Annotated in this window: 22 protein-coding genes; 14 read left to right on the forward strand and 8 right to left on the reverse strand. The window is 64.8% G+C overall.

What is annotated here, in order from left to right; translation table 11 throughout:
• Window positions 1-13 precede the first annotated feature (13 nt).
• Both rplU and FHP89_RS11175 read right to left on the reverse strand, forming a co-directional pair.
• Window positions 14-325 (reverse strand): 50S ribosomal protein L21, encoded by a 312-nt coding sequence (rplU, locus tag FHP89_RS11170; protein WP_144177934.1) that lies wholly within the window; start codon window positions 323-325, stop codon window positions 14-16.
• 65 nt (window positions 326-390) lie between these two features.
• Window positions 391-2,103, reverse strand: a complete 1,713-nt coding sequence (locus FHP89_RS11175; RefSeq protein WP_144177936.1) for a SulP family inorganic anion transporter — start codon at window positions 2,101-2,103, stop codon at window positions 391-393.
• Between the two features lie 171 nt (window positions 2,104-2,274).
• Between FHP89_RS11175 and FHP89_RS11180 the strand changes: the two genes are divergently transcribed.
• Genes FHP89_RS11180 through glcF form a run of 5 tightly spaced genes read left to right on the forward strand, consistent with a single transcriptional unit; the run spans window position 2,275 to window position 6,978 of the window.
• Window positions 2,275-3,036, forward strand: a complete 762-nt coding sequence (locus FHP89_RS11180) for a FadR/GntR family transcriptional regulator (RefSeq protein ID WP_144177938.1) — start codon at window positions 2,275-2,277, stop codon at window positions 3,034-3,036.
• Window positions 3,033-4,547, forward strand: coding sequence for an FAD-linked oxidase C-terminal domain-containing protein (locus tag FHP89_RS11185; RefSeq protein WP_144177940.1), 1,515 nt, complete (start codon window positions 3,033-3,035; stop codon window positions 4,545-4,547). The genes FHP89_RS11180 and FHP89_RS11185 overlap by 4 nt, the downstream gene beginning before the upstream one ends.
• Window positions 4,547-4,675: a hypothetical protein gene (locus tag FHP89_RS21190; RefSeq protein WP_260851570.1), complete on the forward strand. Its 129-nt coding sequence runs from the start codon at window positions 4,547-4,549 to the stop codon at window positions 4,673-4,675. The genes FHP89_RS11185 and FHP89_RS21190 overlap by 1 nt, the downstream gene beginning before the upstream one ends.
• The gene (gene glcE / locus FHP89_RS11190) at window positions 4,675-5,739 is read left to right on the forward strand and encodes a glycolate oxidase subunit GlcE (protein ID WP_144177942.1); all 1,065 of its coding nucleotides are present in this window, start codon (window positions 4,675-4,677) and stop codon (window positions 5,737-5,739) included. Before FHP89_RS21190 ends, glcE begins: the two co-directional genes overlap by 1 nt.
• Before the next feature lie 3 nt (window positions 5,740-5,742).
• Window positions 5,743-6,978 (forward strand): glycolate oxidase subunit GlcF, encoded by a 1,236-nt coding sequence (glcF, locus tag FHP89_RS11195; RefSeq protein WP_144177944.1) that lies wholly within the window; start codon window positions 5,743-5,745, stop codon window positions 6,976-6,978.
• A 221-nt stretch (window positions 6,979-7,199) separates the two neighbouring features.
• Here the strand turns inward: glcF and FHP89_RS11200 are convergent, their stop codons facing one another.
• Window positions 7,200-7,583, reverse strand: coding sequence for a MaoC family dehydratase (locus FHP89_RS11200; protein WP_186300306.1), 384 nt, complete (start codon window positions 7,581-7,583; stop codon window positions 7,200-7,202).
• 181 nt (window positions 7,584-7,764) lie between these two features.
• On the opposite strand from FHP89_RS11200, the gene FHP89_RS11205 reads away from it, so the two are divergent.
• Window positions 7,765-8,544, forward strand: coding sequence for a PP2C family protein-serine/threonine phosphatase (locus FHP89_RS11205; RefSeq protein ID WP_144177948.1), 780 nt, complete (start codon window positions 7,765-7,767; stop codon window positions 8,542-8,544).
• 12 nt (window positions 8,545-8,556) lie between these two features.
• Here FHP89_RS11205 and corA read toward each other — a convergent pair whose 3' ends face one another.
• Window positions 8,557-9,642 carry a magnesium/cobalt transporter CorA gene (gene corA, locus FHP89_RS11210; RefSeq protein ID WP_144177950.1) on the reverse strand — a complete coding sequence of 362 codons (1,086 nt, stop codon included), beginning with the start codon at window positions 9,640-9,642 and terminating at the stop codon, window positions 8,557-8,559.
• A gap of 190 nt (window positions 9,643-9,832) precedes the next feature.
• Here corA and FHP89_RS11215 point away from each other — a divergent pair, with 190 nt between their 5' ends.
• The 3 genes from FHP89_RS11215 to FHP89_RS11225 are packed head-to-tail and all read left to right on the forward strand — an operon-like array spanning window position 9,833 to window position 12,642.
• Window positions 9,833-10,957, forward strand: coding sequence for an NAD(P) transhydrogenase subunit alpha (locus tag FHP89_RS11215; RefSeq protein WP_144177952.1), 1,125 nt, complete (start codon window positions 9,833-9,835; stop codon window positions 10,955-10,957).
• A gap of 15 nt (window positions 10,958-10,972) precedes the next feature.
• Window positions 10,973-11,272, forward strand: coding sequence for an NAD(P) transhydrogenase subunit alpha (locus FHP89_RS11220; protein WP_144177954.1), 300 nt, complete (start codon window positions 10,973-10,975; stop codon window positions 11,270-11,272).
• Window positions 11,272-12,642, forward strand: a complete 1,371-nt coding sequence (locus tag FHP89_RS11225; protein ID WP_144177956.1) for an NAD(P)(+) transhydrogenase (Re/Si-specific) subunit beta — start codon at window positions 11,272-11,274, stop codon at window positions 12,640-12,642. The genes FHP89_RS11220 and FHP89_RS11225 overlap by 1 nt, the downstream gene beginning before the upstream one ends.
• Window positions 12,643-12,812: 170 nt before the next feature.
• Here FHP89_RS11225 and FHP89_RS11230 read toward each other — a convergent pair whose 3' ends face one another.
• The 3 genes from FHP89_RS11230 to rlmM form a co-directional block, all read right to left on the reverse strand.
• Window positions 12,813-15,461, reverse strand: a complete 2,649-nt coding sequence (locus FHP89_RS11230; protein WP_186300307.1) for a sensor domain-containing protein — start codon at window positions 15,459-15,461, stop codon at window positions 12,813-12,815.
• Window positions 15,462-15,637: 176 nt separating this feature from the next.
• Window positions 15,638-17,104 (reverse strand): DEAD/DEAH box helicase, encoded by a 1,467-nt coding sequence (locus FHP89_RS11235; protein ID WP_144177960.1) that lies wholly within the window; start codon window positions 17,102-17,104, stop codon window positions 15,638-15,640.
• Between the two features lie 87 nt (window positions 17,105-17,191).
• On the reverse strand, window positions 17,192-18,271 hold the full coding sequence (gene rlmM, locus FHP89_RS11240) for a 23S rRNA (cytidine(2498)-2'-O)-methyltransferase RlmM (RefSeq protein ID WP_144177962.1): 1,080 nt from the start codon (window positions 18,269-18,271) through the stop codon (window positions 17,192-17,194).
• A gap of 95 nt (window positions 18,272-18,366) precedes the next feature.
• On the opposite strand from rlmM, the gene FHP89_RS11245 reads away from it, so the two are divergent.
• From FHP89_RS11245 to FHP89_RS11255, 3 genes are read left to right on the forward strand one after another with little or no spacing between them, the layout of a single operon-like run.
• Window positions 18,367-19,404 (forward strand): aldo/keto reductase, encoded by a 1,038-nt coding sequence (locus FHP89_RS11245; protein WP_144177964.1) that lies wholly within the window; start codon window positions 18,367-18,369, stop codon window positions 19,402-19,404.
• A 28-nt stretch (window positions 19,405-19,432) separates the two neighbouring features.
• The gene (locus FHP89_RS11250; protein ID WP_144177966.1) at window positions 19,433-20,968 is read left to right on the forward strand and encodes an HD-GYP domain-containing protein; all 1,536 of its coding nucleotides are present in this window, start codon (window positions 19,433-19,435) and stop codon (window positions 20,966-20,968) included.
• Window positions 20,965-22,779: a putative bifunctional diguanylate cyclase/phosphodiesterase gene (locus tag FHP89_RS11255; RefSeq protein ID WP_144177968.1), complete on the forward strand. Its 1,815-nt coding sequence runs from the start codon at window positions 20,965-20,967 to the stop codon at window positions 22,777-22,779. The genes FHP89_RS11250 and FHP89_RS11255 overlap by 4 nt, the downstream gene beginning before the upstream one ends.
• A 13-nt stretch (window positions 22,780-22,792) precedes the next feature.
• Here FHP89_RS11255 and FHP89_RS11260 read toward each other — a convergent pair whose 3' ends face one another.
• Window positions 22,793-23,170, reverse strand: a complete 378-nt coding sequence (locus tag FHP89_RS11260) for a hypothetical protein (RefSeq protein ID WP_186300308.1) — start codon at window positions 23,168-23,170, stop codon at window positions 22,793-22,795.
• A gap of 126 nt (window positions 23,171-23,296) precedes the next feature.
• Here FHP89_RS11260 and FHP89_RS11265 point away from each other — a divergent pair, with 126 nt between their 5' ends.
• Window positions 23,297-24,541: an extracellular solute-binding protein gene (locus FHP89_RS11265; protein ID WP_144177970.1), complete on the forward strand. Its 1,245-nt coding sequence runs from the start codon at window positions 23,297-23,299 to the stop codon at window positions 24,539-24,541.
• Window positions 24,538-25,284, forward strand: coding sequence for a glycerophosphodiester phosphodiesterase family protein (locus FHP89_RS11270; protein WP_144177972.1), 747 nt, complete (start codon window positions 24,538-24,540; stop codon window positions 25,282-25,284). The genes FHP89_RS11265 and FHP89_RS11270 overlap by 4 nt, the downstream gene beginning before the upstream one ends.
• The last annotated feature ends 12 nt before the right edge of the window (window positions 25,285-25,296 follow it).

Genomic DNA, 25,296 nt, shown 5'->3' on the forward strand with positions numbered 1-25,296 from the left:
CGTAATCTCCTGATTAGGCCGAAATCGTATCAATACGGATTTCGGTGTAGTTCTGACGGTGGCCTTGATGCTTGATGTAATGCTTGCGACGACGCATCTTGAAAATCTTGACTTTGTCGTGACGTCCTTGCGAAAGCACGGTGGCCTTCACGGTGGCACCTTCAATCACGGGCGTGCCGATTTTCACCGACTCGCCTTCGCCGACCATCAAAATCTGGTCGAGTGTGATTTCCGAGCCCACGTCTGCTGGCATCTGTTCTACTTTGATCTTTTGGCCGGCAGACACGCGATACTGCTTGCCCCCGGTTTTTATGACCGCATACATGGTGTAGCTCCAGTTAATCGGAATTGCGCGAAAACCCAGCAGTTTATTGGCGAGCTATTGTTTTGTCAAAGATTTTCTGGTGGGCTGGCCAGCGGGGCGAGTGCGTCGATGGCCTGGCGCTCGTGCCGGTAGCTGCCGTGAGGCGCTATGCTCGTCCATACGTCATCGCGTTCGAGTACGTCGATGACCTGTTTTTTGAGGCCGCAAAACGCGAGCTGTTGGCCGTGCTTGGCCAGATTCGCGGCTTCGCGGCGGACCGCGTCGAGGCCCGTGGCGTCGATGGCGTTGATGCCGGCGGCGGAGACCAGCACGATGCGCACATCCGGCTGCGCCGTTCGGGCCCAATTGACGGCTTCTTGAAAACGGGTGGCATTGACGAAGTGGAGCGGGCCGTCGAAGCGCATCACCACGAGGTGCGGATGGGGGTGCGGCAGGCCGAAGCGCTCCAGGTCGCGGTGAGTGCCGTCTTCGTGCAGGCCGAGCAGCGCGATGCGCGGTTTCATGCTGCGCCAGATCAGCAGGGCGAGCGAGAGCAGCAGGCCGGTGAGGATGCCGTTCTGGATGTTGGGGGCAAACACCAGGGTGGCGACAAAGGTGGTGGCGGCGGCGAGGCCGTCGTCGCGGTCGATGCGCCAGGCGTGGACGAGGGTGGCGGGCTGAAAGAGGCGCGCGACGGCGTCGAGAATCACAGCCGCGAGAACGGCCAGCGGCAGGTGATGGAGCCATTGGCCGAGCGCCAGTGCTGCGACGACGACGGCGAGTGCGCACACCAGCGACGCCACACCGGTTTGTGCACCATTGGCCAGATTGAGCGCCGAGCGGGAGAACGAGGCGCTGGTGGGGAGTGTGCTGGCACAGGCGCCGGCGATCTTGGCCAGACCCTGGCCGATCAGCTCCTGATTCTCATTCCACGCCTCACCTGTTTTCTCGGAAATCAGCTTGGCACTGGAGGCGGTTTCAAGAAAGCTGACCATGGCGAGCACGAACGCGGCGGGCAGCAGCGTGATGATCATGTTCCACTCGGGGACGGTCGGAAGTTGCAGGCTGGGGCGCAGCGCGGGCAAGTCGCCTATCACGGCGCCGCCGTTGGCTTCGAAGCCGGTCAGCGCTGACAGCGCCGTGCAGGCGACAACAACCACCAGCACGCCGGGCAGGCGAGGCACGAAGTGACGCAGCCCGATGAGCGCGGCCAATGCGCCGATGCCCAGCGCCAATGTGGGCAGGTGCGGGGCCATTGCGCCATGAAAAATTCGGATCGCTTCATCAACAAGCTGCGGCGAGCGCGGGCCGGGGGCCCCCAGAAGCGCGGGGATTTGCGAGAAGCAGATCAGCAGTGCGGCAGCATTGATGAAGGCGGCGAACACCGGCTGAGAGAGAAGATTGAGCACCCAGCCCTGGCGCAGCAGCCCCAGGCCGAGCTGAATTGCGCCCGCGAGCAGGCCAATGGCGATGGCGAGGATGAGATAGCTCTCGCTGCCCATGGCGGCGAGGGGCGCGATGCTGGCCGCGGTGAGCATGCCGGTGAGTGCCACCGGGCCGGTCGAGAGCTGTGGGCAACTGCCGAACAGCGCACCGATTACGGTTGGCAGCATGGCTGCGTAGAGCCCGTAGTGCGCTGGGAAGCCTGCCAGCTGCGCATAGGCGAGTGATTGCGGGATGGCGACCAGCGCAACGCTTAAGCCGGCCCGGATGTCGCCCTGAAGTGCCGCACGCGTCAATTGGCTGCGCCAGCGCAGGAAGGGGAGTAGCCGTTCGAGGCGACTGATCGGGGCAGTCATCAGGGCAGCTCCTCGTAGGCGGGCGGCGCGATCGGCCGAGAGGCGTTTATGTTAGCAAATCCGCATGTGGGCTCGGCGTATCGATTGCGCGGGATGCGGGTTTTCCCGCGCTGGCGTTTTTCAACGGCTCGGCGTACGCTAGCAAAAGTTGTCAGACAAGCAGATCAATTGATGCCAGAAATTGCCCGCGTGGCCCGACCCTCTCAGTTAAGTGAAACCGTCTCGAAGACCATTGAGAAATGGATTCTCGACGGCGTCATGGCGCCGGGGGTCAAGTTGCCGACCGAGAAAACGCTGTCCGCCGAATTCGGCGTGTCGCGCGCCGTGGTGCGGGAGGCCATCTCGCGTCTGAAGGCGGAGGGTTATGTTGCCTCCCGCCAGGGCGCCGGTGCGTTTGTTGAGGCGCGGCCGGGTCAGAACAGCTTCCGGCTGGCCGATGCTGTCGACCCCGCTGGCCCGGCGGCGACCGCGCATATCTTTGAGCTGCGCTACATCGTCGAAACCGCCGCTGCCGCACTGGCGGCCAGTCGCCGATCGGATCAAGATCTGGCGCAGATGCGCGAAGCCTTGCTGCGGATGCGTCATGCGGTCGCCGAGCGGACCGATGGCACGCAGGCGGATGACGACTTCCATGTGGCGATTGCCGCCGCCACGGGCAACCCGGCGCTGCTACGTTTTATCCGCTTTGTGGGCCACCAGTTTTTTGCTTCGCGCGTGCCGACCTGGAATGCCGAGGGGCATGCGGCGGGGCGCGCCGACGCAGCGCAGGCCGAGCATGAACGCATGTTCGAGGCCATTGCCGCCGGCGACGGCGTTGCGGCTCGTGAGGCCGCACGTATACATATGGTCGAGGCGGCGCGCCGCATCGGCATCGATACTGACCACTGGGATCCGGCGCCTCAGGCGCCCTGGGAAGAGGAGGCTCTGCCATGACTGCCGCGACGGCATCGTTACCCGAAAACGCACTGCGAGAGGTCGATTACTCGCAGGTGGATGTGGCGCGCCTGATTGGCGAGCTTCGTGCCGTGTTGCCGCCGGTCGCGCTATTGCACGACAGCGAAGACATGCGCCCTTATGAATGCGATGGACTGAGCATTTACCGCCAGGTACCGCTGGCCGTGGTTTTGCCGGGCACTGAGGCTGAGGTGGCCGCCGTGCTGAAGATCTGTCACTCGGTCGGCGTGCCGGTGGTGGCGCGTGGGGCCGGTACCGGCTTGTCGGGCGGCGCTTTGCCGCATGCGCACGGCGTGCTGCTGTCGCTGGCGCGCATGAACAAGATCCTCAATATCGACCCGCTGGCGCGTACCGCCGTGGTGCAGCCGGGCGTGCGCAATCTGCGCATTTCGGAAGAGGTGGCGCCGCACGGGCTCTACTATGCGCCGGACCCGTCCTCGCAGATCGCCTGTTCCATCGGCGGCAACGTGGCCGAGAACGCGGGCGGCGTGCATTGCCTCAAGTACGGTTTGACGGTGCACAACGTGCTGCGCATTCGTGGCGTGACGATTGACGGCGAGGTGGTCGAGATCGGCAACCATGGCCTCGACGCGCCGGGCTACGACTTGCTGGCGCTGATGCATGGCTCCGAAGGCATGCTGGCGGTGGTGACCGAAATCACCGTCAAGCTCACGCCCAAGCCGCAGTTTGCTCAATGCGTGCTGGCCGCGTTTGATGACGTGATCAAGGCCGGCGAGGCGGTGGCGGCGGTGATCGCGGCCGGCATCATCCCGGCCGGGCTGGAGATGATGGATCAGCCGGCGACCGCCGCGGTCGAGTCCTTTGTGCACGCGGGCTACCCGCTGGATGCCGCGGCGATCTTGCTGTGCGAGTCGGACGGCACGCCGGAAGAGGTGGCCGAAGAGATCCAGCGCATGTGCGCGGTGCTCGAATCGCACGGCGCGACCGAGGTGCGTATCTCGCGTGACGAGGCGGAGCGGATGCGCTTCTGGGCCGGTCGCAAGGCGGCGTTTCCGGCGGCGGGCCGGATCTCGGCCGACTACTACTGCATGGACGGCACCATCCCCCGCAAGCGGCTCGGCGAGATGCTGACTGCTATCCAGGGCATGGAAAAGACTTACGACCTGCGGTGCATCAACGTGTTCCATGCCGGCGACGGCAACATGCACCCGCTGATTCTGTTTGATGCAAACGTGCCGGGTGAGCTCGAGCGGGCCGAGGAATTCGGTGCCGCCATTCTCGATCTGTCGGTCGATCTGGGGGGCACGATTACCGGTGAGCACGGGGTCGGTATCGAGAAAATCAATCAGATGTGCCGGCAGTTCAACGTGGCCGAGCGCCAGACCTTCTTCCGGGTCAAGGCCGCCTTCGATCCGAAGGGGTTGCTCAATCCGGGCAAGGCGATTCCGTCCATGAACCGCTGTGCCGAATTCGGCCGCATGCATGTGCAGGGCGGCCAGGTGCCGCATCCGGAGATCGAGCGCTTCTGATGTCAAAGGGATGGATTCAGTTCCTGCTGGTCGCCGTACCGGTGTTGGGGCTGATTGGCGCATGGGCCACCTTGCGCGCTTGGCCGAATCGGCCGCGCGACGAGGCAAGCGATGATGAGGGCAAGTGATGACAGACTTTGAGCAAACGTGGGCCGAGCAGATCCGCGAGGCGGCAGCGAGCAAGACGCCGCTGCGCATTCGGGGCGGCGGCAGCAAGGATTTTTACGGGCAGCAACTGGCGGGCACCGTGCTGGATGCGAAGGCGCACCGCGGCGTGATCAGCCATGAGCCGACCGAGCTGGTGGTCAAGGTGCGCGCCGGTACGCCGCTGGCGGAACTGGAGGCGGCGCTGTTGGCCGAGGGCCAGATGCTCGGCTTCGAGCCGCCGCATTTTGGCCCCGATGCGACGGTCGGTGGCTGTGTGGCAGCCGGCTTGTCCGGCCCACGGCGCGCCACGGCCGGTGCGGTGCGCGACTTCATGCTCGGCGTGACGCTGCTCGATGGCCGTGGCAATCGCCTGCACTTTGGCGGCGAGGTGATGAAAAACGTCGCCGGCTACGATGTTGCGCGGCTGATGACCGGCAGTCTCGGCACCTTGGGCGTGCTGCTTGATGTCTCGATCAAGGTGTTGCCGCTGCCGGTGGCCGAGGCCACGCTGCGTTTCGAAATGGATGCGCTCGAGGCGGTTGCACAGATGAATCGCTGGGGCGGCCAGCCGCTGCCGGTGTCAGCAACCAGCTGGATGGCCGGCGTGCTGACCGTTCGCTTGTCGGGCGCTGAAGCGGCCGTGACTGCCGCCTGTGCCCGCCTCGGCGGCGAACGCCTGAGTGAGCAGGCCGCCCGAGCCCACTGGCAAGGCCTGCGTGAGCAGAGCCAGGGCTTTTTCGGGGGCGAAGCACCGCTGTGGCGCTTGTCGGTGCCTTCGGTGGCCGAGGCCACCGGGCTGGCCGGCTCGCAGCTGATCGAATGGGGGGGCGCCCAGCGCTGGGTGCGCACCGAGCAGGATGCGGCCAGCGTTCGCGCTCGCGCGACGGCGCTCGGCGGGCATGCCACGCTGTTCCGCGGGGCCGACAAGTCGGTCGGCGCCTTCCACCCCTTGCCACCGGCGCTGCGCAGCATTCATCAACGCCTCAAGCACAGCTTTGATCCGGACGGGATTCTGAACCCCGGCCGGCTCTACGACGGACTCTGAGCCATGCAGACAACACTCGCAGATTTCATCAAGGACACCGAAGCGGGCCGCGAGGCCGATGCCATCTTGCGCACCTGCGTGCATTGCGGCTTCTGCACGGCGACGTGCCCGACCTACCAGTTGCTGGGCGACGAGCTCGACGGCCCGCGCGGGCGGATCTACCTCATCAAGCAGATGCTCGAAGGTCAGCCGGTCACCGAAAAGACCCGGCTGCATCTCGATCGCTGCCTGACCTGCCGCGCCTGCGAAACCACCTGTCCGTCGGGCGTGGCCTACGGCCGGCTGGTCGATCTGGGGCGCTATATTGTCGAGCAGAAGGTGCCTCGTACCGGTGTGGACAAGGCGGCGCGCTGGTTGCTGCGCGAGTTTGTGCCGCGTCCGCGTCTGTTTGGTGCCGCGATGAAAATGGGGCGATTGGCGCGCCCGCTATTGCCTAAAGTGCTCGCTGACAAAGTGCCGTTGGCCGCGCCGGCCGGGCGCTGGCCCGAGGCGCGTCATGCCCGCAAGATGCTGTCGCTGGCCGGCTGTGCGCAGCCGGCCATGGCGCCGGCCATCAACGCGGCGACGGCGCGCGTGCTCGACGCGGTGGGCATCTCGCTGGTTCAGCTGGGCGGCACGGGCTGCTGTGGCGCGGTGCGCCATCACCTGAACGACCACGCCGGTGGCAAGGATGACGCACGCCGCAACATCGACACCTGGTGGCCGATGATCGAGGCCGGCGAGATCGAGGCGATCGTGATGACAGCCTCGGGTTGTGGCGTGCAGGTGAAGGACTATGGGCATTTCCTGGCGTCCGATCCCGCGTATGCGGCCAAGGCCGCGCGGGTCTCGGAATTGACGCGTGATATTGCAGAGGTGCTGGCTGATAAGCTCGATGCACTTGCCGCCTGCCTGCCGACGCCGCCCGAGTCGCCCACGCCGCTGGCCTTCCATTCGCCCTGCACCTTGCAGCATGGCCTGAAGGTGAAAGGCAAGGTCGAGGCGATTATGGCGGTGGCGGGCTACGCGCCGACGCCGGTGAAGGATTCGCATCTGTGCTGCGGCTCGGCCGGGACATACTCCCTGTTGCAGCCGACCTTGTCCAAGACCTTGCGGGACAACAAGCTCACGGCCTTGCAGGCCGGCGGTGCGGCGTGCATTGCGTCGGCCAACATCGGTTGCATCACGCATCTGCAAACCGGCACCGACACGCCGGTGCAGCACTGGGTCGAGCTGGTCGACGCACGACTGCTTCGCTGAAGCCCCGGGCGGGTGAGGTGTGACACTTTTCACGTTTCACTCGCCAAAGCCCTCAAGATGCTTCGGGGGCGGCCGTTACTGCGGGGCATGGAGATCGTGCCTGCCGTCGTCCCGCGTTCCGGCGTCCCCCTTTCGAGCGATTGGGTGTGAGCGTCCTCACGCCCGTCGTCGCGAGTCTCGCGCGAGAACGTGGCCTGTCAGCGTGTGAGCGATCATCTGGCTCAGGCTCGGTTGTTGCCGATCAGCATGCTGGCCTCGGCGTCTGCCACCACTTCCCCATTCTGATTCGTGCATATCCCGGACAGCACCACGATGCCCGCGTCGTGCTGCGGCTTGGGCGTCAATGCGGTCACCGTCCACGCGATGGTCAAGGTGTCGCCTGCGCGTACCGGCGCCTTGAAGCGCGAGGTATGTTCGAGATAGGCGTGCGCCGTGCCATGAAACAGCATGCCGAGCGCGGCGGCCATGAACGATGTGGTCAGGTAGCCGTGGGCAATGCGGCCACCGAAGCGGCTGCCCTCGGCCATGTGCTGATTGACATGCAGCGGGTTGAAATCGCCAAACAGGCCTGCGCCGAGCACAAGATGCGTTTCGGTCAGTGTCATGCTGCTGTCAAAACATGTGCCGACCGAGATTTCGTTAAATCCGCGTCCAAGTTGCATGGGCTATGTATTCCGGTAGATGCGAGGTATTTGGCGAAACGATACCATGCAGCCTTGTCGCTTCGCGGCACGATAAAAACAAAGCCCCCATCAGGGCGATAGAACGGACTTGAACAGCATCCCTATGGCACTCAAGGTTGAAACCTGCGTCGCGCGGCACCAGGGCGATCGCGTCGAACAGCAAGATCGCGTGGCGATTTTTGGCCACCCCGACAAACCGGGCATGATGATGGCGGTGCTCGCCGATGGCATGGGCGGTCACACGGGTGGCGCGATGGCGGCCGAGCAGGTGCTGCTCAAGGCGCGACAGAATTTCGAGGCCTTTGCGCCGCGAGAGGAAACGCCCGAGATGCTGCTCACCAGCATCGTCCACGAAAGTCATCTGGTCATCAAACTCACCCGCTTTACCAGTGAGCAGGATCCGCACAGCACCGCCGTGGCCTTTTTGCTGCAACCCGATCGCGCGGACTGGGTGCATTGCGGCGACTCTCGCTTCTACCATTATCGTGGTGACCAGGTGATCTACCGCAGCCCCGACCACTCACTGGTTGGCGAGTTGCAGCGCAAAGGCCGACTGGATGAGGCCGGCGCGCTGACGCACCCGCACCGCAACGTCTTGCTCTCCTGCCTGGGAAGCGATCGCGAACCGCGAGTCGATCTGGCCGGTGTGGCGCCGCTGATCGGCGGCGACAGTTTCTTGTTGTGCTCGGACGGCCTGTGGGCGTATTTCACTGATCTGGAAATCGGCGAGATCCTGTCCAGCATGAGTGCACGCGATGCCTGCCAGGCGCTGATCTCCCAGGCGCGCGAACGCGCCAAAGGTGAGGGCGACAATGTGTCGCTGGCGGTGGTGCGGCTGATCGATGTGCCGCCCGAAGCCTCACCGTTGGGGCAGCTGCACTGAGCGTGTCGGGCGCTAATTCGGGTCGTCGGTCTTGAGCCACTTCCTGCGCCAGAAAATGGCGGCAAGGACGGTGGCGGTGACGGCCATCAGGCTGATCGCCAGCCAGAACCCGTCGTGAGCATCGCGCCAGGGCATGTCCTGAAAGTTCATGCCGAAGATGCCGGCGATGAGCGTGGCCGGTAAAAACAGTGTGGTCAGCACCGCCAGCACCCGGACCTCGAGGTTCAGCCGGTTGCTGACGCTCGATAGATAGATTTCCAGAGCACCACTGAGTACGTCGCGCACGCTGTCCAGGTCTTCCTGGACATGCATCGTGTGATCGAGCACGTCCCGCAGATAGGGGCGCACCTCGTCCCCAAAAAAACGGCTCTCGCCGCGGTTGAGCGTCATCAGCACCTCGCGTAGCGGCGTGATGGCGCGGCGGATGGTCTGCACCTCATGCCGCAATCCGTTGATGGTTCGAAGGATGGCGGGCGTGGGATGGGTGAGCACGGCGTCTTCGACCGGCGCCGCGGCGGCGTCGAGGCCCTCGATCACCAGAAAATAGCGATCGACGATGCTGTCGATCAAGGCATGGGCGAGGTGGTCGATCGGCTTGTTGCGCAGTGGGCTGCCAAGCGTGCGCAGTCGCTCGCGGACGGGTTCGAAAACGCCCGTGGATCGCTCCTGGAACGACAGCACGAAGTTGCGCCCCAGCACCAGGCTGATCTGGTCGGACTCCAGCGTTTTGCTGGCCGCATCCCAGGCAAACAGGCGCACCACACAGAACAGCACATCGCCGTAGTCTTCGACCTTCGAGCGCTGATGGGTATTGAGGATGTCCTCAAGGATCAGGGGGTGCAGGTTGAACTGCTTGCCCAGGTTGCCCAGCCAGGTGACATCACGCAGGCCACGCACGTCGAGCCAGGTGAACTCGTGCGGGCCGACGCGCTGGGGCGTCGGTTCGGTGGCGGCGAGCAGCTTCTCGGTGAAGTGCGCGCTGTCGTAGCTGATCGAGGTTAGCGTGGTGTGATCGGCGCGAACTTCGCCGATATGCACGAGCGTGCCCGGCGGTAAACCGGCTTTCCGACTGTGGGATGTGCTGCGTCTCTTTTTCATGCGGGGGGCTTCGTCCTGGCCTGTGGGCGTGGTACGTTCGCTGTGACAGGTTTTACCATGCTGAGCGATTCAGTATGATAGTCGCCACGGGGAGCAGTCGCCCATCATGCCGGCCCGAGCTTGGGAGAGGTGCCGCAGCAGAAGATGACCACCCGCAGGTTTGATGTTTTCTGCAAACAGGGAGTTTTACATGCCATTAGTCATTGGTATTGCGGCGGAAACGACGCCTGGAGAGCGAAGGCTCTCCGTCGTTCCGGACGTGGTCAAAAAGTATCTCGCATTGGGCGCTGAAGTCGTCATGCAAAAAGGCGCCGGTATTCCCGCGCACTTTCGCGACGAAGCCTTCGAGTCGGTCACTTGGGTCGACGAAGATGTCGACGTCTGTGCTGCCGCCGACATTCTGCTCGGTGTTCAGCCGCCGTCGCTCAAGCGCATCGGCAAGCTCAAACCCGGTGCCGTGGTGCTCGGATTCCTCCAGCCGTGGTTCGACGCCAAGCGCGCCGAGCGGATGATGGAAAAGAACATCACCTCTTTCGCGCTGGAGTTGTTGCCGCGCATCAGCCGTTCACAAAGCATGGACGGGCTGTCCTCGCAGGCGGCCGTCGCCGGCTACGAGTGCGCGCTGATCGCGGCGGACCATTCGCCCAAGTTTTTCCCCATGCTCACCTATGCGGCGGGCACCATCCGTCCGGCCAAGGTGCTGGTGATCGGCGCTGGTGTGGCTGGTCTGCAAGCCATTGCCACCGCGCGGCGTATCGGCGCCATGGTTGAAGCCTACGACGTGCGCCCCGAAACCCGTGAGCAGATCGAATCGCTGGGTGCCAAATTTGTCGACACCGGCGTGTCGGCGGCCGGTCTGGGCGGCTATGCCCGTGAGTTGACCGACGAAGAAAAAGGCAAGCAGGCCGAAAAACTGGCCAAAGCGGTGTCGCAGTGCGATGCACTCATCACCACGGCCGCCATTCCGGGCCGCAAGGCGCCGGTGATCATCACCGCCGCCATGGTCGCCGGCATGAAGCCGGGCGCGGTGGTGGTCGACATGGCCGCCGAGAGCGGTGGCAACGTCGAAGGCACGGTGGCGGGCGAGAAGACCTGGATCAACGACGTTCTCGTCGTTGGTCCGACGCACATCACCAGCCGCATGCCGGTGCACGCCTCCGAGATGTACGCCAAGAACCTGTTCAACTTCATCAGCCCCTTCATCAAGGACGGCGTGTTGACGATGGATTGGGAAGACGAGGTGATGGCCGGTTGCTGCCTGACCCACGACGGGCAACTGCGCCACGCAGGTGTCAAACAGATTCTCGGCCTGTAACCGGAGGGTACGATCATGGAAGGCATTGTCTATCTATACGTTTTCGTGCTGGCGGCATTCACCGGTTACGAAGTCATTTCGCGTGTGCCCGTTATTCTGCACACCCCACTCATGTCCGGCTCCAACTTCATTCACGGCGTGGTGCTGATCGGCGCCATGGTGGTGATGGGGCACGCTGACCCCGACAGCCCGCTGCAACTGACGCTCGGCTTCTTCGCCGTGTTGCTCGGCGCAGCCAACGCGGCCGGCGGTTATGTGGTCACCGAGCGCATGCTCGCGATGTTCAAAGCGGGCAAGAAGAAGGGGGCCGAATAATGAAGTGGTTCATTGATATTTCCTATGTCGCCGTGGCCGTGGTGTTCGTCCTCGGCCTGAAGGCGATGAGTTCCCCTGCGACCGCCCGCAAAGGCATCGTCTGGGCCGGTTGGGCGATGATCGCCGCGACGCTTGTCACCTTGTTCTGGCCGGGCATGCAGAACTTTGCGCTGATGATCGTCGCGATGGTGATCGGCGGTTCCGTGGCATGGTGGTCGGGCAAGAACGTGGCCATGACCGACATGCCGCAGATGGTCGCCATCTACAACGGCATGGGCGGTGGCGCGGCGGCGGCGATTGCCGCGGTGGAGTTCGCGCGAGGCGAGATGCACGGCGGCATGGTGGCGCTGCTGGCGGTGCTTGGCGCCTTGATCGGCTCGGTGGCCTTCTCCGGCTCCTGCGTGGCCTACGCCAAGCTGCAAGGCATCATGAAGAAGGCGTATCGCTTCCCGATGCAGAACCAGCTCAACGTCGGTCTGGCGGCGGTGGTCGGCATTCTCGGCCTGGCCATCGTCACCGCCACCGATCCGGATGGCTGGGCGATCGTGCTGTTCTTTGTGCTGTCGCTGGCGCTCGGCGTCATCGTCACCAGTCCGATCGGCGGTGCCGACATGCCGGTGGTGATCTCGCTGCTCAACGCCTTCACCGGTCTGGCCGTGGGCTTCGAGGGCTATGTGCTGGGCAATCCGGCGCTGGTTGTGGCGGGTATCGTGGTCGGCGCGTCCGGCACCTTGCTCACCCAGTTGATGGCCAAGGCCATGAACCGGCCCATTACCAACGTGTTGTTCACCCCGATGACGGGTGAGGCGCAGGAAGGTGAGGCAATTGAAGGCTCGATGCGCGAAATGGGCGCACTTGATGCTGCCGCCACCATGCGCTACGCCAACAAGGTCATCATCGTGCCGGGTTACGGTATGGCGGTGGCCGGTGCGCAGCACAAGGTCTGGGAAATGAGCCAGTTGCTTGAAGAGGCGGGCGTCGAAGTGGTGTTTGCCATCCACCCGGTGGCCGGGCGTATGCCGGGACACATGAACGTGCTGCTGGCCGAAGCCGGTGTGCCTTACGATAAAATCTTCGACCTGGAAGAAATCAACGCCGAGTTCAGCCTGTCGGACGTGGCCTTGGTCATTGGTGCCAACGATGTGGTTAACCCCACGGCGCGTACCGACAAGTCCAGCCCGATCTACGGCATGCCGATTCTCAATGCCGATCAGGCGCAGAACGTGATCGTCATCAAGCGCGGCAAGGGCACGGGTTACTCGGGTATCGAGAACGCACTGTTCTACAAAGAAAACTGCAGCATGCTCTACGGCTCGGCGCAGCAGGCCGTGGGCGAGATCATCTCCCATGTGAAGTCGATGGAAGGCTGATTCTCCGCGCCAGAGTGATTTGAAGCGCCTCCCTTCGGGGAGGCGTTTTCAGTCAACCTGGACACTGTAGTTGGGCGCGCCCGATTGCGTGCCTGGCGGTCGGCACCGAAACAGTCAATACCCACCATTGCCTCCCAAGACCGGCAAGCGGTCAACTGCGGTTTTCAGGTCTATAGCAGCTGGGCGAAATCGTCGGGTGCGAGCGGGGCAGCGAACAGTCGCCCCTGCTGGCGATGGCAGCCGAGGGCGAGCAGGGCGTCTTGTTGTTCAATGGATTCGACGCCGACCGCCTGCAGGCGCAAACCCAGCGCGGCCGACGCGGCAAGGGTCGCGGCGAGGACGCTGTGGTTGTCGGCATTGGCCATATCGCGAATCAGCGAGCGGTCCAGTTTGAGTCGATGGACCGGGCGCTGGCGAAGCCGGGCGAGCGGCAGCGGCGTGGCGCCGACGCCGGTGATGGCGAGGCGCACCCCGGCGTTGTCGAGGGCGTACAGCGCTTTGATCAGATCGCCGTGGTCCTGCGTCAAGCAGCTTTCGGGCAGATTCAGTTCGATGGCGCTGGCCGGCAAGCCGGTTTCGGCGAGCACTTCGAGTAAGGTTTCTTGCAGGCGCCCGTATGTCAGCATGTGCTCGGTGGCACCAATGGCGACGGGGATCGTCTGCCCGGCCTGGTGCCATTCGGCCGCGTGCCCGCACACCATCCGCAGGGCTTGGCGGCCGATTTCCAGGTCAAGTCCGGCACTTTGTGCAATGGGGAGAAACTGATGGGCCGGGACGAGGCCCATGTCGGGATGCTGCCAGCGAAGGAGCGCCTCGGCGGCAATGATGCATCCGGTCTGCGCGTCCACCACGGGCTGAAAGTACATGGCCAGTTCATCGCGCTCAAGGGCGTGCGCGAGTGAGCGCTCGAGTGCGGCTTGTTCGAAGCTTGCCGTGTTGAGTTCGTCCGTATGAAAGCGGACGGCGCCGGGGCCTTCGAGGCGCGCGCGCTCGAGTGCGGCCGAGGCCAGTGCGCACAGCTCGTCAAAATCGGCGCCGTCGCCGGGAAACACCGCCGCACCGAGGCTGGCGGTGAGCGTCACGGATACCTGGCCTGCCTTGAAGGGCGCCTTGATGGCGTCGTGCAAGGCGTGGACTTCGCGCGTGACGTCACTGAGCAGCTCGACGCCATGAATCAGGGCGAGAAAGCGATCGCTGCCCACACGCGCCAGTTGAATGCGCGGGCTGCATTGACGGATGCGGGTGGCGAATTGCTGCAGCACCTGATCGCCCAGCGCGGTGCCGTGGGCGGTGTTGATCTGCTTGAACTGGTCGATGTCCACAAAGGCCAGCGCCAGATGCTGCTGTTTTCGCAGCGCGCCGGGGGTGAGTTCGGTGAATCGCGCCCGAATGAAATGGGCCTTGGGCAAGCCGGTCATCGCGTCGTGATTGACCAGATAGTCGCTGCGCGCTTCGGCTTGCTTGCGGGCGGAGAGATCGCTGAACAGCCCGATGTGGGCCACGGTGGCACCGTCGGCGCTGTGCACGCTGTTGAACGACAGCCATTCCGGGAAGGCTTCGCCCTTGCGGTTGCGCAGCCAGAACTCGCCTTGCCAGGCCTGATGGGCGCCAAGGCTGCTCTGCAAACGCTCAAAAAACGCATCGTCCTGCCGGCCACTGGCGGCGTCGGCGAGTGGCTTGCCGCGCAAGGCGTGGATGTCGAGTCCGGTCAGCGTGGCGAAGGCGGTATTGATCGACAGGATTTTGTGTTCGGCGTCGGTCACGATAACCGCACGCGCATTGGTGCTGAAGATGTCGAAATCGACCGGCGAAGCCGATGCGCTGGCGCCGCCGTGGACGATCAGCCATTCGCTGTGGGCGCCGTCGAGGGCCTGGGCCTGAGTGTGTGCGCTGAAGGCCTTGCCGCCGCCCAGCCACTGCCAGTTGCCGCTCACAAGCGTGCTGACGGTGTCGCTGCGAAGTGTCGACAGGCGCATGCCGATCAGTGCCGAGCGTTCCCGGCCGTGCATCGTGGCAGCCATGTCGTTGGCGGCGAGGATGGTGTGGTCGCTGCCGCGCACGACGAGCATGGCCTGGGGGGCATGGCGAAACACCTGACTGGCGCGGGTGTCCACCGCGGCGACCGGCGAGGATGCGCTCAGCAGCAGCACCTGCCAGCCGGGTTCCGGCCCCGCCAGCAGGCGACCGTGCATGGCCGGGGCGCCATCGGTGGGCGTGACGGTGACCGGCCCGGATTCGCGGGCGGGGTCACTGATTGTGCATAGTGCCGATAACGGGAGTCCGGTGAGGGCGCCGCCTTCGCGCGAGAAACGACGGCGGGCCGGCGCGTTGGCGGCCATGATCTTGCCGCGGGCATCGACAACCAGCGCCGCCTGGTCGAGCGCGGCGGCGAGGCGCGGCCAGACGGCGTCGGCGGCGCGTTGCACATTGGGGGTGAGACCGGTGACCGGGTCGGGGCTGAGGATCAGGGCATGCACGCCGGGCCGGATACGCGCGGCGGCGACATAGCTCAGATCGCGCTCGCGCCCGCCGGGCAGGCCGACCCGCAGGCTGCCGCGCATCTCGCCCTGGATGAACAGGGCGCCGCGGGCCTTGAGGAAAGCGCGCTCAGTCGGGAAGAGCGAGGACAGCGGTTGGCCGGCCAGGTCGCGGTAGCTGCGCTCCAGCAAGCGACAGACGGCGCTGTTGACCTCCAGGATCGTTTCGTCGCTGGCGATGATCAGCCCCTCGTTCATGAGTTCGAACAAGGACAGATACAAGCCGGCTTCGGCCCCTTCGGTCAGGTCGGGGACGAAAAGATCGTCGGGTTCTCGGGGCACGGGAGCCAGTTCCATCGGCAGCCTGGATGAGGGTGATCGGGATGCTCACCATCATATCGACCTGTCGCGGTGGATCTTGACTTTGAAAGGGGGGCGTTTCCCCCTCTGTTTGTTCGTTTCAGCGCGGGCCCGTCTGCGGACAGACGGGCCATAAAATGGCTGAAAGCCTTGTGGGCTCAGCCTTTGCGGCCGACACCACCAAGCAGGAAGGCCACCGGTCGGTTGGCGCGTGACGGGGTGTCGGGTTTGGTGCTTGGGGCCTTGGGCGCGTCGCTGGCTTCGTAGGGCTTGGCATAATCGAAGCCATCGGCGGCGACGGTGGATTTCTTGCGTGCCGGCGTGCGCGTGCGCTCGCTTCGGCCGCGCGGCGCGGCGCTGTCGTCACCGCCTCGGCCGCGCGGGGCGGCGCTATCGTCACTGCCCCGGCTGCGGCGCCCGGCGTTGTCTTCGTTGCGGCCGCGGCGGCCGGCACTGGCGCCGTCGCTGTGGTCACGAACACCGGAGGCCTGGAAGTCTTCAACGGTATGTACCGGAATCGTCAGCTTGATCAGCTTTTCGATGCCAGCCAGGTTGCTGCGATCTTCGGGCGCCACGAGTGAAATGGCTTTGCCTTTCTTGCCGGCGCGACCGGTGCGGCCGATGCGGTGCACATAGTCTTCCGAGGTATTGGGCAGGACATAGTTGACCACGTAGGGCAGGTCGTCGATGTCCAGGCCGCGGGCGGCCACGTCGGTGGCCACGAGCACGCGGGTGGTGCCGTTCTTGAAGCCTTCGAGGGCCTCGGTACGCTGCTGCTGGCTCTTGTCGCCATGGATGGCGTCGGCCGGGATGTCGCAGCGGTTGAGGTAGTGGGTGAGTCGGCTGCAGCCGAACTTGGTGTCGACAAACACCAGCACCTGGGCGTCGATGGTGGTCTTGAGCAGATGCACCAGCAGGTCACGCTTGCGGCTGGACTCGACCGGATAGACCTGGTGCTCGATGGTCTCGCTGACCATGTTGCGGCGGGCGACTTCGATCAGTTGCGGCTCGTTCAGCATCTGGTCGGCCAGCTTCTTGATTTCGTTCGAGAAGGTGGCCGAGAACAGCAGGCTCTGGCGCTGGTTGGGCAGCATCGAGAGGATGCGGCGGATGTCGGGGATGAAGCCCATGTCGAGCATGCGGTCGGCTTCGTCGAGCACCAGCATCTTGACCTGGTTGAGCTGGATGCTGCGCTGCTGGACGTGGTCGAGCAGACGGCCGGGGGTGGCCACCACGATCTCGACGCCTTCGCGCAGGATCTGCGTCTGGGCGCGCATGTCGACACCGCCGTAGATGCAGGTGGCGCGCAGCGGCAGGTATCGACTATAGGTGAGCACCGACTCATACACCTGCATGGCCAGCTCGCGGGTCGGCGCCAGAATGAGGGCGCGAACCGGGTGGCGGGCGGGCGAGGTGCTGGTGCTGGCATGCGGGGCCAGGCGTTGCAGGACCGGCAGCGTGAAGCTGGCGGTTTTGCCGGTGCCGGTTTGCGCACCGCCCATCACGTCGCGGCCCGACAGTACGATCGGAATGGCGTCGCGTTGGATGGGGGTCGGCTCTGAGTAGCCGGCGTCTTCAACGGCGCGCAGCAGTTCCGGCATCAGGCCGAGATCGGCAAAAGTCATAGGCGGCGGGTGTCCTGAGTGGGCGCACGGCGCCCCAATAGGTGAGAAAACAAAGGATTATAACGCGTTGCGCTGTCGTTTCGGTGATCAGCGGAAGTCGGTTCGGCTGAGGTAGCCGGTGACCTCTTCGCGATCGTGGTAGAGCTGTTTGAAACGCAGTACATGCGGGACGCCGTTGAGCTTGTTTTCGATGATGTCCTGACACTTGAGGAGCGCGCCGTAGCGTTGCTTCATGGGGAGCTTGAGATTGAAGATCGCGTGGCGACAGCGCTTGTTGGCGCTCCAGTCGCCCATCAGCGTGGCGATCCGGCTGGGTTGCTCGACCATGTCGCACACCAGCCAGTCGACCGCGCGTGGCGGGCGCCAGGTAAAGCCGTCGGCGCGGATGTGGGTAACCATGCCGCCGGCGAGCAGCTGTTTGTCCATCGGGCCGTTGTCGATCGCGGTCACATACAGTCCGCGTTGCGCCAGCTGCCAGCTCCAGCCACCCGGGGCGGCGCCCAGGTCGACCGCCTTGCCTTGCGGGCGCAGCCAGCGTTCGCGCTCCTTGTCGTCGAGCAGGCACATGAGCGCTTCGGCGAGCTTGAGCGTGGAGCGGCTCGGCGCCTCCGACGGCATGCGCAGGCGGGCGATGCCTTGCGGCCAGGGATTGGTGAGCTGGGCATTGCCGAGGCCGATCCAGGCCTGGGTTTCGTCGGGGAAGAACAATTGGAGCTGCGGATCGCGACCGTTGGGGCGCAGCAGGCCGGCCTGCGCCAGACCGTTTTCCAGTGGGCCGGCAAATCGCTTGCAAAAGCCGGAGCGGCTCTTGCCCTCGTTGGTGTCCGGATATTCGTACATCACGCTTGAGACGCGTGCGCCGGCCTTGCTCAGCGCCTCGACGATGGGCGTGACCCGGTCTCGGCTGGGGAGCGCCGCAATGGTGTGGATGACCGGCCAGGCCTGCCGCGCGAAGATCAGGTCGCGCCAGTTGAGCGCGGCCTGTACTTCAGACCAGATCAGCGGTTCGTCGAGCTGAAACAACACGTAACCGTCGCGCTCCCGCATGGTGCTGGCGCGGCCGGGTATGCTGGCCAGCGTGGCGCGCTCTTCAAGCTCCGCAGCGACCTCTTTTTCGAAGCCTGGGCGGCATTGGACGAGCAGGGCTGAGGCGATAGGCAGGGGCATGGAGGCGGGGACGACACAGAGGCAGAATGGCCGGATAATACTGGCATCCGATGCCGCTCGCCATGTTCGGGCGCAGATCATTGTGAGGAAGGCCAATGCAGTATCAACAATTGGGCCGCAGCGCGCTGGAGGTGTCGCGTGTTTGCCTGGGGACCATGACCTTCGGTCAGCAGAATACCGAGGCCGAAGCGCATGCGCAGCTCGATTGTGCCCGGGCTGCCGGCGTGAATTTCATCGATACCGCCGAGCTCTATGCGGTGCCCGCGCGAGCCGAGACCTACGGCGCGAGTGAGCGCATCGTCGGGTCCTGGCTGCGCCGTCAGCCACGCGATCAGATTGTGCTGGCCACCAAGGTGGCGGGCCCGGCGCGCGGATTGCAGTGGATACGGGGCGGCCCGCTGGCGCTCGACGCGGCAAACATTCAGGCCGCGATCGAAGGCAGTCTGACGCGCTTGCAAACGGATTATGTCGATCTGTACCAATTGCACTGGCCCGAGCGAAACCAGCCCATGTTCGGGCAGTGGCAGTACGACCCGGCGCGGGAGCGCGACTGCACGCCGATTCGCGTGCAACTCGAGGCGCTGTCAGCGCTGGTCAAGGCCGGCAAAGTGCGCTATGTCGGGTTGTCGAACGAGCACCCGTGGGGTGTTGCCGAGTTTGTTCGACTCGCCCGCGAGCATGATTTGCCCTGCGTCGTGTCCGTTCAGAATGCCTACAACCTGCTCAATCGGATCTACGAGTACGGGATGGCCGAGTTGTGCGAACGCGAGGGCGTTGGCCTGCTGGCCTATTCGCCGCTGGGTTTTGGTTTGCTGACGGGCAAGTATCTGACCGACCCGAAGACGGCGGGGCGGCTCAATGCGTTTGCCGGTTTCGGCCAGCGCTATGACAAGCCAGGCGTCGCCCCGGCGGTCGCCGCCTATGCCCGGGTGGCGAAAGATTTTGGTCGTTCGCCCACGGCGCTGGCGCTGGCGTTTGTACTGGGGCGCTGGTTTGTGAGCAGTACCATTATTGGTGCGACCTCGATCGAACAGCTAAAGGAAAATCTCGATGCTGCCGATATGACACTGTCAGGCGAAGAGCTCGCCGCGATTGACGCGGTGCATCTGCAGTGGAGCAACCCTGCGCCATGAGGCCACGTGAAGTGAAGGACGCGATTCTGTGAAAGAGATTGTCGCCGCGACAGATTTGAAGATCGGCATGTTCGTCGCTGAGCTGGATCGGCCGTGGCTGGATTCCCCCTTTCTGATCCAGGGCTTCGTCGTCGAAAACCAGGCCACACTGGACAAGCTTCAGGCCCTGTGCCGGTTTGTGTCGGTGGATTGGCAGCGCAGCACGGGCGAGCACTATCGTGCGCCGGTGCGCGAATCGGTGGCGTCGACCGTTGGACACAGCCTGGCCGGCGCTGCCCGCATTGCCGGGCGTACCGCGGCACCTCGGCCAAAACACGATTTTGTGGATGTGCTGCGTTGGCTACGCAGCGGGGGGGCGCCGCCGCCCGAATTATCGCCACCGTCGGCGGCCCGCGCGTGGGTTGATGCGGAGGCGCCGGCAGGACGTCCTGCCACGAACTATGCGTCAGACGACGAGGCGCCGTCGCGTGAAGGCTGGCGCGCGCGCATGTCCCGCTGGTTTGCCCGGGAAGAGGCGCCCGCGCCCTATGTGGTGGCGGACCCCCTGGCCAGCAAGGATGAAGACCTCGGTCCGAAGCGCGAGGGCGCCAGCGCAACGGTCTGGATCGAGTCGGCTGCGGTTGAGGATGAACTGTTCCTCGCCACGCCGGCCTATGAGTCGGCACAGACCACCGTCGAACAACTGGTGGCGGATGTGCAGCAGAACCTGCGTCCGGACATGGAGCGGGTGCGCAGCAATGTCGAAGACATGATGCAGAGCGTGGTGCGCAACCCCGACGCGCTGCTGTGGCTCACCCGGCTCAAGCGAACCGACCAGTACGCCTATGATCACGCGCTGGATGTCAGCGTGCTGCTGATGGTGTTTGCGCGGTCGCTGGGCATGACGGCGCATGAGATGACGCTGCTGGGTATTGTTGGCTTGATGCAGGACATCGGCAAGGTGCGCCTGCCGCCCCGACTGCTCAAAAAATCCGGCCTGATCACCCCGCTGGAGCGCCAGATCTTCCAGGCCCATGTCGATTATTCGCTGGCGATTCTGAAAGACACGCCCGATGGCTCCCCCGAGGTCCTCGAGATTGTCTCGCGCCATCATGAGCGCTACGACGGCTCCGGCTATCCGGACGGTATGGCGGGCGACGCCATTGGGCGCTATAGCGAAATGGCGGGGCTGGTCGATACCTACTGTGCGATGACGCGCGAGCGGCCGTGGGGTGATGCGCTCAGCCCTCAAAGTGCGCTTGAACAGATCAACACCATGCGCGAGCGCGATTTCTCCGAGACGGTGGTCGATACCTTCATCCAGTGTGTCGGCCTCTATCCGGTGGGGACGCTGGTGGCGCTGAACACGGGCGAGGTGGCGGTGGTGATTGCGCAAAATCAGGTTCGCCGCTTGCGACCGCGGGTGCTGGTGCTGTTGGCGCCGGATCACTCCCCCAATGCGCACCCGCCGACACTCGATCTGCTCTACGACCCGGTGGCGCCCGATGGGTCGGTCTACGAAATCCGCAAGGCCTTGCCACCGGGCGCCTACGGCATCGATCCGAAGGAGTTCTACCTCGGATGAACGCCGCGCTCCGTGCGACTTCGACTGCGCTGGCTTTGCTGGACGAGGCGGATCTCGCTCGTCTGCTGACACAGCAGGGTTTTCAGCCGGAAGATCGCGCGGCGGTGCGCGCCTTTGGCCGCGTGGTCAGTCGCGACCAGTTGCAGGCCGACTTTGCGACCGCTTTTCTGTCTCGCGCCGGTGCGCCGGTGGCGCCGGATGCCGCCGACGCCGAGGCTGCGTTTTGCGACGAGTTGCTCGACATCTGCCATTGGCAGGGCGACGCCGACTGGTTCAACCGCCTGGCCGCACGGTGGCGCGACTGTCTCGACCGCGGGGTGTCCGATCACTTCCCCTGGGCGGCCTGTGGCGCCTTGCTGTCTGCCTGCCGGGACCGGCTCGTCGGGGGGCGCGCCGAGGTCTTTCAGCTCGAAATGGATCTGCTTACCGGCCTGGTGCGGGTCATCTGGGCCTTGGCGGCCTATCTGGCCGAAGTGGGCATTTTGCGAGAGCGTGAAAAGCTGCGCGCATTTACCTTGCTTGATGCGCACACCGGTTTGCCCAACCGCCGTCGCTTCGAGCAAGTGCTTGAGGCGGCGCTGGCGGTGGCCAGTGCGGACTGGTCGGTGGGGCTGGTGATTCTGAGCTTGCGGGCAGGCGATGCGTCGGCCACCTTGCTGGCAGGCGAGCGTGAGCGTGTGCAACTGGCCGTCAGCGAGCGCCTCGCCACCGCGATCCGCGATGGCGATGTGCTGTGTCTGACCGGTGAAGATGAGTGGTCGCTGGTGCAATGCGCCGTGCGCTCTCCCGCGCAGGTTCTGCTGGCCGCACACAAGTTGCGGGAAGTCGCGCTGAGCGCCGTGGCCTCGCTGGACGTGGCCAAACACCTGACGATCAGCGCTGGCGGTGCCAGCGGTCCGGTGGATGCGGCCGATGCCAAAGGGCTTGAACGCGCCGCGCGCAACGCCTTGTTTGCCGCCCGGGACGCGCGTCAGCCGGTGGCCATGTACTCGCCGGAGGCGGCTCAGACGTCGCATGCGGCCGCCGGCCTCGAGCAAGAGTTCATGCGCGCGCTGGCAATGCAGCACTTTGAACTGTTCTTGCAGCCGCAGATCGATGTGGCCACCGGCGCGTGTCGTAGCGTCGAGGCCTTGCTGCGCTGGCGGCGTGCCGAAGGCAGCTGGGTGGCGCCACCGGCGGTGATTGAACTCGCTGAACGCTCCGGCGGCGGCGCTCAGATGCTGCGCTCCTTGCTGTCGCGGCAGGCGCGTATCGCCGATGAACTGGCGCGGGCCGGGGTCGATGTGGCGGTGATGCTCAATCTGACCTCTCAAGATATTCGCGACCCCGATTTGCCTGCCCTGGTGCGCCAGTCGCTGGACAGCTGGCGGGTTCCGGCGCATCGCGTGGGCTTTGAACTCACCGAGGGGGCGTTGCTGGTCGACGAACCTGCCGCGGGCAAGGTGGTGGCGGCGCTGGGCGAGGCAGGATATGCCGTGGCGCTGGACGATTTCGGTACCGGGTATTCGTCGCTGTCGCATCTGCGCCGTCTGCCCGTCGATGAGCTGAAGATTGATCGTCAGTTTGTGGCCGGCGTGTGCACCGATGAGCAAGACCGCGCCATGGTCGAAGCCTTGCTGGTGATGGCGCGTGCGTTCAAGCTGCGGGTTGTCGCCGAGGGCGTTGAGACCGAAGCGCAGGCGAGCCTGCTGACGGAAATGGGCTGTGATCGCTTGCAGGGCTACTTTTTTGCCCGGCCCATGAATGTTGAGGCGTTTGTGCGGTGGTGGCGCGCGCGCTATGTTCAGCCGGTCGTGCCGCTAGGGACTTGACGCCGCGGCGGGTTCACGGGCGGCGGCTGTAGCGCGGGCGCGGTGCGTCGGGCTCGGCCGCATGCGCCTCGGGGGCGGCAGTTTTTGTTTCGTCCGATTGGGTCGGGTCGGGTGTTTCGGTCATTGTCGGTGGCACCACGTCGATCTTGTTTTCGACCATGTAGTCGTTCATATTCCGCCACCCGTTGAACACGTCGGCTTTGGACGCTTTGGGGTTGAGCGAAAAACAGTCCTCCAGCGCGCGGCCGGCGTGGCGGCAGGCGCTGCCGATGGCTTCGCCTTCGGCCTGCGCCCGGGCAGCTTCTTTTACCGGATCGGGAATGCCCAGTTCCTCGCAGCCGGTGAGGGTGGCGATCAGCGCAAAGGCAATGGCGGCAGATTGAAGTGTCATGGTGAATACCAAATAGGGTCCGACGATGAAAGATATCGTCGCCCCAGGCAAAATCTTGAGCGGCGTTGCCGCGCAAAATTTCGGATCAAGCGAGTTGTCCGCGCACATCGCGGGAGGAAGGTTCTGATGTTGATGCAATCGATGTCGAAAATGTGGCGCTATGGGCTGGTCGCAGCGCTGGCGTCCGCGGGGCTGACACACGCAGCCGGCGAGCCACATGTGGTGAGCTTGTCGCATGTTTTTGATGCAGAGCGGGCCCAGCAACTCGAGACCTTGGTCGAGCGCTTCAACGCCTCGGATCGCGGTGGGCGGGTGCGTGTCGTGGCTGACCCCACGGCCGAAGCGGAAGCGGCGATTCAGATCGTGCAAGGCGATGCCGAGCAGGCCTTGCGCAAACGCGGCGCGTACCGACCGCTCTATCAGGTCATGGCGGAGTCCGGCATGGCGCTTGGCCGCGACAAGGTGCTGGCGGCGTTTGACCGCGACACCACCGATTCACGAGGCCGTCGCGTGGCCTTGCCGGTGGGCATGCACACGCCGGTGCTGTTCATCAATCGCCAGGCCTTCATCGGTGCCGGGCTCGACCCGGATGCGCCGCCGCGGACATGGCGTGAGCTGCAGGACGCGCTCGGCAAGCTCTTTGATGCCGGACAGGCGTGCCCCGGTACCGTGTCCAATCCCAGCTGGGTCATGGTCGACAACGTCAGCGCGCGCCAGAATGTGGCGGTCACCCGGCAGGCCGGGCGCAAGGAAGAGCTGTCGGTCAACGGCATGCTCCAGATCCGCCACATTGCGCTGATGGCCAGCTGGGTGCGTGCGCGCTATCTTCACCTGCACGGCGCGGGCGCTGAGCCACTTGAGCGATTCAAGCGCGGCGAGTGCGCAGTGATTGCGGCAGAGTCAGCGCATTGGCCCGAATTCCGCCAATCGGCGGGGTTTGACGTCGGCGTCAGCGAATTGCCTTTTTATGACGACTTTCCCGGTGGCGTGGGCGCGACCCTCGCGGATGGCCCGACGCTGTGGGTGGCCAAGGGCAAGAAGCGCGACGACTACAAAGTCGTCGCCCGCTTTGTGCGCTTTTTGCTGAAGCCCGAAAACCAGCTGGCCTGGCAGCGTGGCACCGGCTATTTGCCGATGGACGAAAAAGGCAGCGTGGCCGGCGGCGGTGTGGCCAGCGATCAGCCCAATCTGGTGGTGGCCCGTAAACAACTCGGCGCGAGTGCCAAAGGCAGCCCTGCCAGTACCGAGCTGCCCCGGCAAGCCCGCGTACGGACCATTCTCGACGAAGAACTCGAAGGGGTCTGGACCGATCGCCAACCCGCCAAACAGGCGCTGGACAACGCCGTGACCCGGGTGAGCAACGAAAAGTGAGCGCACGCGCCGCCCACCGCTGGCCATGGCCAGCGGTGATCGCCCATCGCTGCGGCGGCCTGCTTGCGCCTGAAAATTCGATTGAAGGCCTGGTGCGCGCGCAGGCCATTGGCTGTCGCGGTGCCGAGTTCGACGCCATGCTCGCCGCCTGCGGCACCCCGGTGCTGATGCACGATGAAACGCTGGAACGCACCACCACCGGGCGCGGCCGGGTGGCACAGACGTCGTGGGCTGCGCTGTCGCAGGTCGCGCTGAAAACGCGTGACGGCAGCGTGTCGGCGGAGGGCGTCCCCAGCCTGGCGATGGCGCTCGATGCCTGCTTGCGCCTCGGGATGACGCCCAATATCGAAATCAAACCCTCGGCCGGCGCGGACCATGCGACGGGGCGTGTCGTGGCAGAGGTGGCCGCCGCGCTGTGGCAGCGTTCGGGCGTGACGCCGCCCTTGTTGTCTTCGTTTTCTCCCGCCGCGCTAGCGGCCGCGGCACTGGCTGCGCCGGCGCTGCCCAGGGCCCTGCTTCTTGAGCGCGTGCAGGACGACAGTCTTGTCGTGGCACACGCGCTGGGATGTGTGGCGGTGGTCGTCGAACAAACCCAGCTCGGCCCGCAGCTGATCGCGCAGGCGCATGCTGCCGGTCTTGGCATCGCCATCTACACCGAGAACGATGCCGAGCGCGGGCAGCAATCGCTGGCCTCGGGTCTGGATGGGCTGATCACCGATCGACCGGAGCGGTTTTTGCGCTGACAGCCGCCGTGC

The sequence above is a fragment of the Denitromonas ohlonensis genome (genome assembly GCF_007625205.1).
Lineage (GTDB): Bacteria > Pseudomonadota > Gammaproteobacteria > Burkholderiales > Rhodocyclaceae > Nitrogeniibacter > Nitrogeniibacter ohlonensis.

Bases quoted from the DNA above. Each gene is read 5' to 3' on its own strand.
- FHP89_RS11175 (WP_144177936.1), bottom strand. From the start codon at position 2,103: ATGACTGCCCCGATCAGTCGCCTCGAACGGCTACTCCCCTTCCTGCGC.
- FHP89_RS11235 (WP_144177960.1), bottom strand. From the start codon at position 17,104: ATGACTTTTGCCGATCTCGGCCTGATGCCGGAACTGCTGCGCGCCGTT.
- FHP89_RS11180 (WP_144177938.1), top strand. From the start codon at position 2,275: ATGCCAGAAATTGCCCGCGTGGCCCGACCCTCTCAGTTAAGTGAAACC.
- FHP89_RS11200 (WP_186300306.1), bottom strand. From the start codon at position 7,583: ATGACACTGACCGAAACGCATCTTGTGCTCGGCGCAGGCCTGTTTGGC.
- glcF (WP_144177944.1), top strand. From the start codon at position 5,743: ATGCAGACAACACTCGCAGATTTCATCAAGGACACCGAAGCGGGCCGC.
- glcE (WP_144177942.1), top strand. From the start codon at position 4,675: ATGACAGACTTTGAGCAAACGTGGGCCGAGCAGATCCGCGAGGCGGCA.
- FHP89_RS11255 (WP_144177968.1), top strand. From the start codon at position 20,965: ATGAACGCCGCGCTCCGTGCGACTTCGACTGCGCTGGCTTTGCTGGAC.
- FHP89_RS11220 (WP_144177954.1), top strand. From the start codon at position 10,973: ATGGAAGGCATTGTCTATCTATACGTTTTCGTGCTGGCGGCATTCACC.
- corA (WP_144177950.1), bottom strand. From the start codon at position 9,642: ATGAAAAAGAGACGCAGCACATCCCACAGTCGGAAAGCCGGTTTACCG.
- FHP89_RS11245 (WP_144177964.1), top strand. From the start codon at position 18,367: ATGCAGTATCAACAATTGGGCCGCAGCGCGCTGGAGGTGTCGCGTGTT.
- FHP89_RS11205 (WP_144177948.1), top strand. From the start codon at position 7,765: ATGGCACTCAAGGTTGAAACCTGCGTCGCGCGGCACCAGGGCGATCGC.
- FHP89_RS11225 (WP_144177956.1), top strand. From the start codon at position 11,272: ATGAAGTGGTTCATTGATATTTCCTATGTCGCCGTGGCCGTGGTGTTC.
- FHP89_RS11185 (WP_144177940.1), top strand. From the start codon at position 3,033: ATGACTGCCGCGACGGCATCGTTACCCGAAAACGCACTGCGAGAGGTC.
- FHP89_RS11260 (WP_186300308.1), bottom strand. From the start codon at position 23,170: ATGACACTTCAATCTGCCGCCATTGCCTTTGCGCTGATCGCCACCCTC.
- FHP89_RS11265 (WP_144177970.1), top strand. From the start codon at position 23,297: ATGTTGATGCAATCGATGTCGAAAATGTGGCGCTATGGGCTGGTCGCA.
- FHP89_RS11215 (WP_144177952.1), top strand. From the start codon at position 9,833: ATGCCATTAGTCATTGGTATTGCGGCGGAAACGACGCCTGGAGAGCGA.
- FHP89_RS21190 (WP_260851570.1), top strand. From the start codon at position 4,547: ATGTCAAAGGGATGGATTCAGTTCCTGCTGGTCGCCGTACCGGTGTTG.
- rplU (WP_144177934.1), bottom strand. From the start codon at position 325: ATGTATGCGGTCATAAAAACCGGGGGCAAGCAGTATCGCGTGTCTGCC.
- rlmM (WP_144177962.1), bottom strand. From the start codon at position 18,271: ATGCCCCTGCCTATCGCCTCAGCCCTGCTCGTCCAATGCCGCCCAGGC.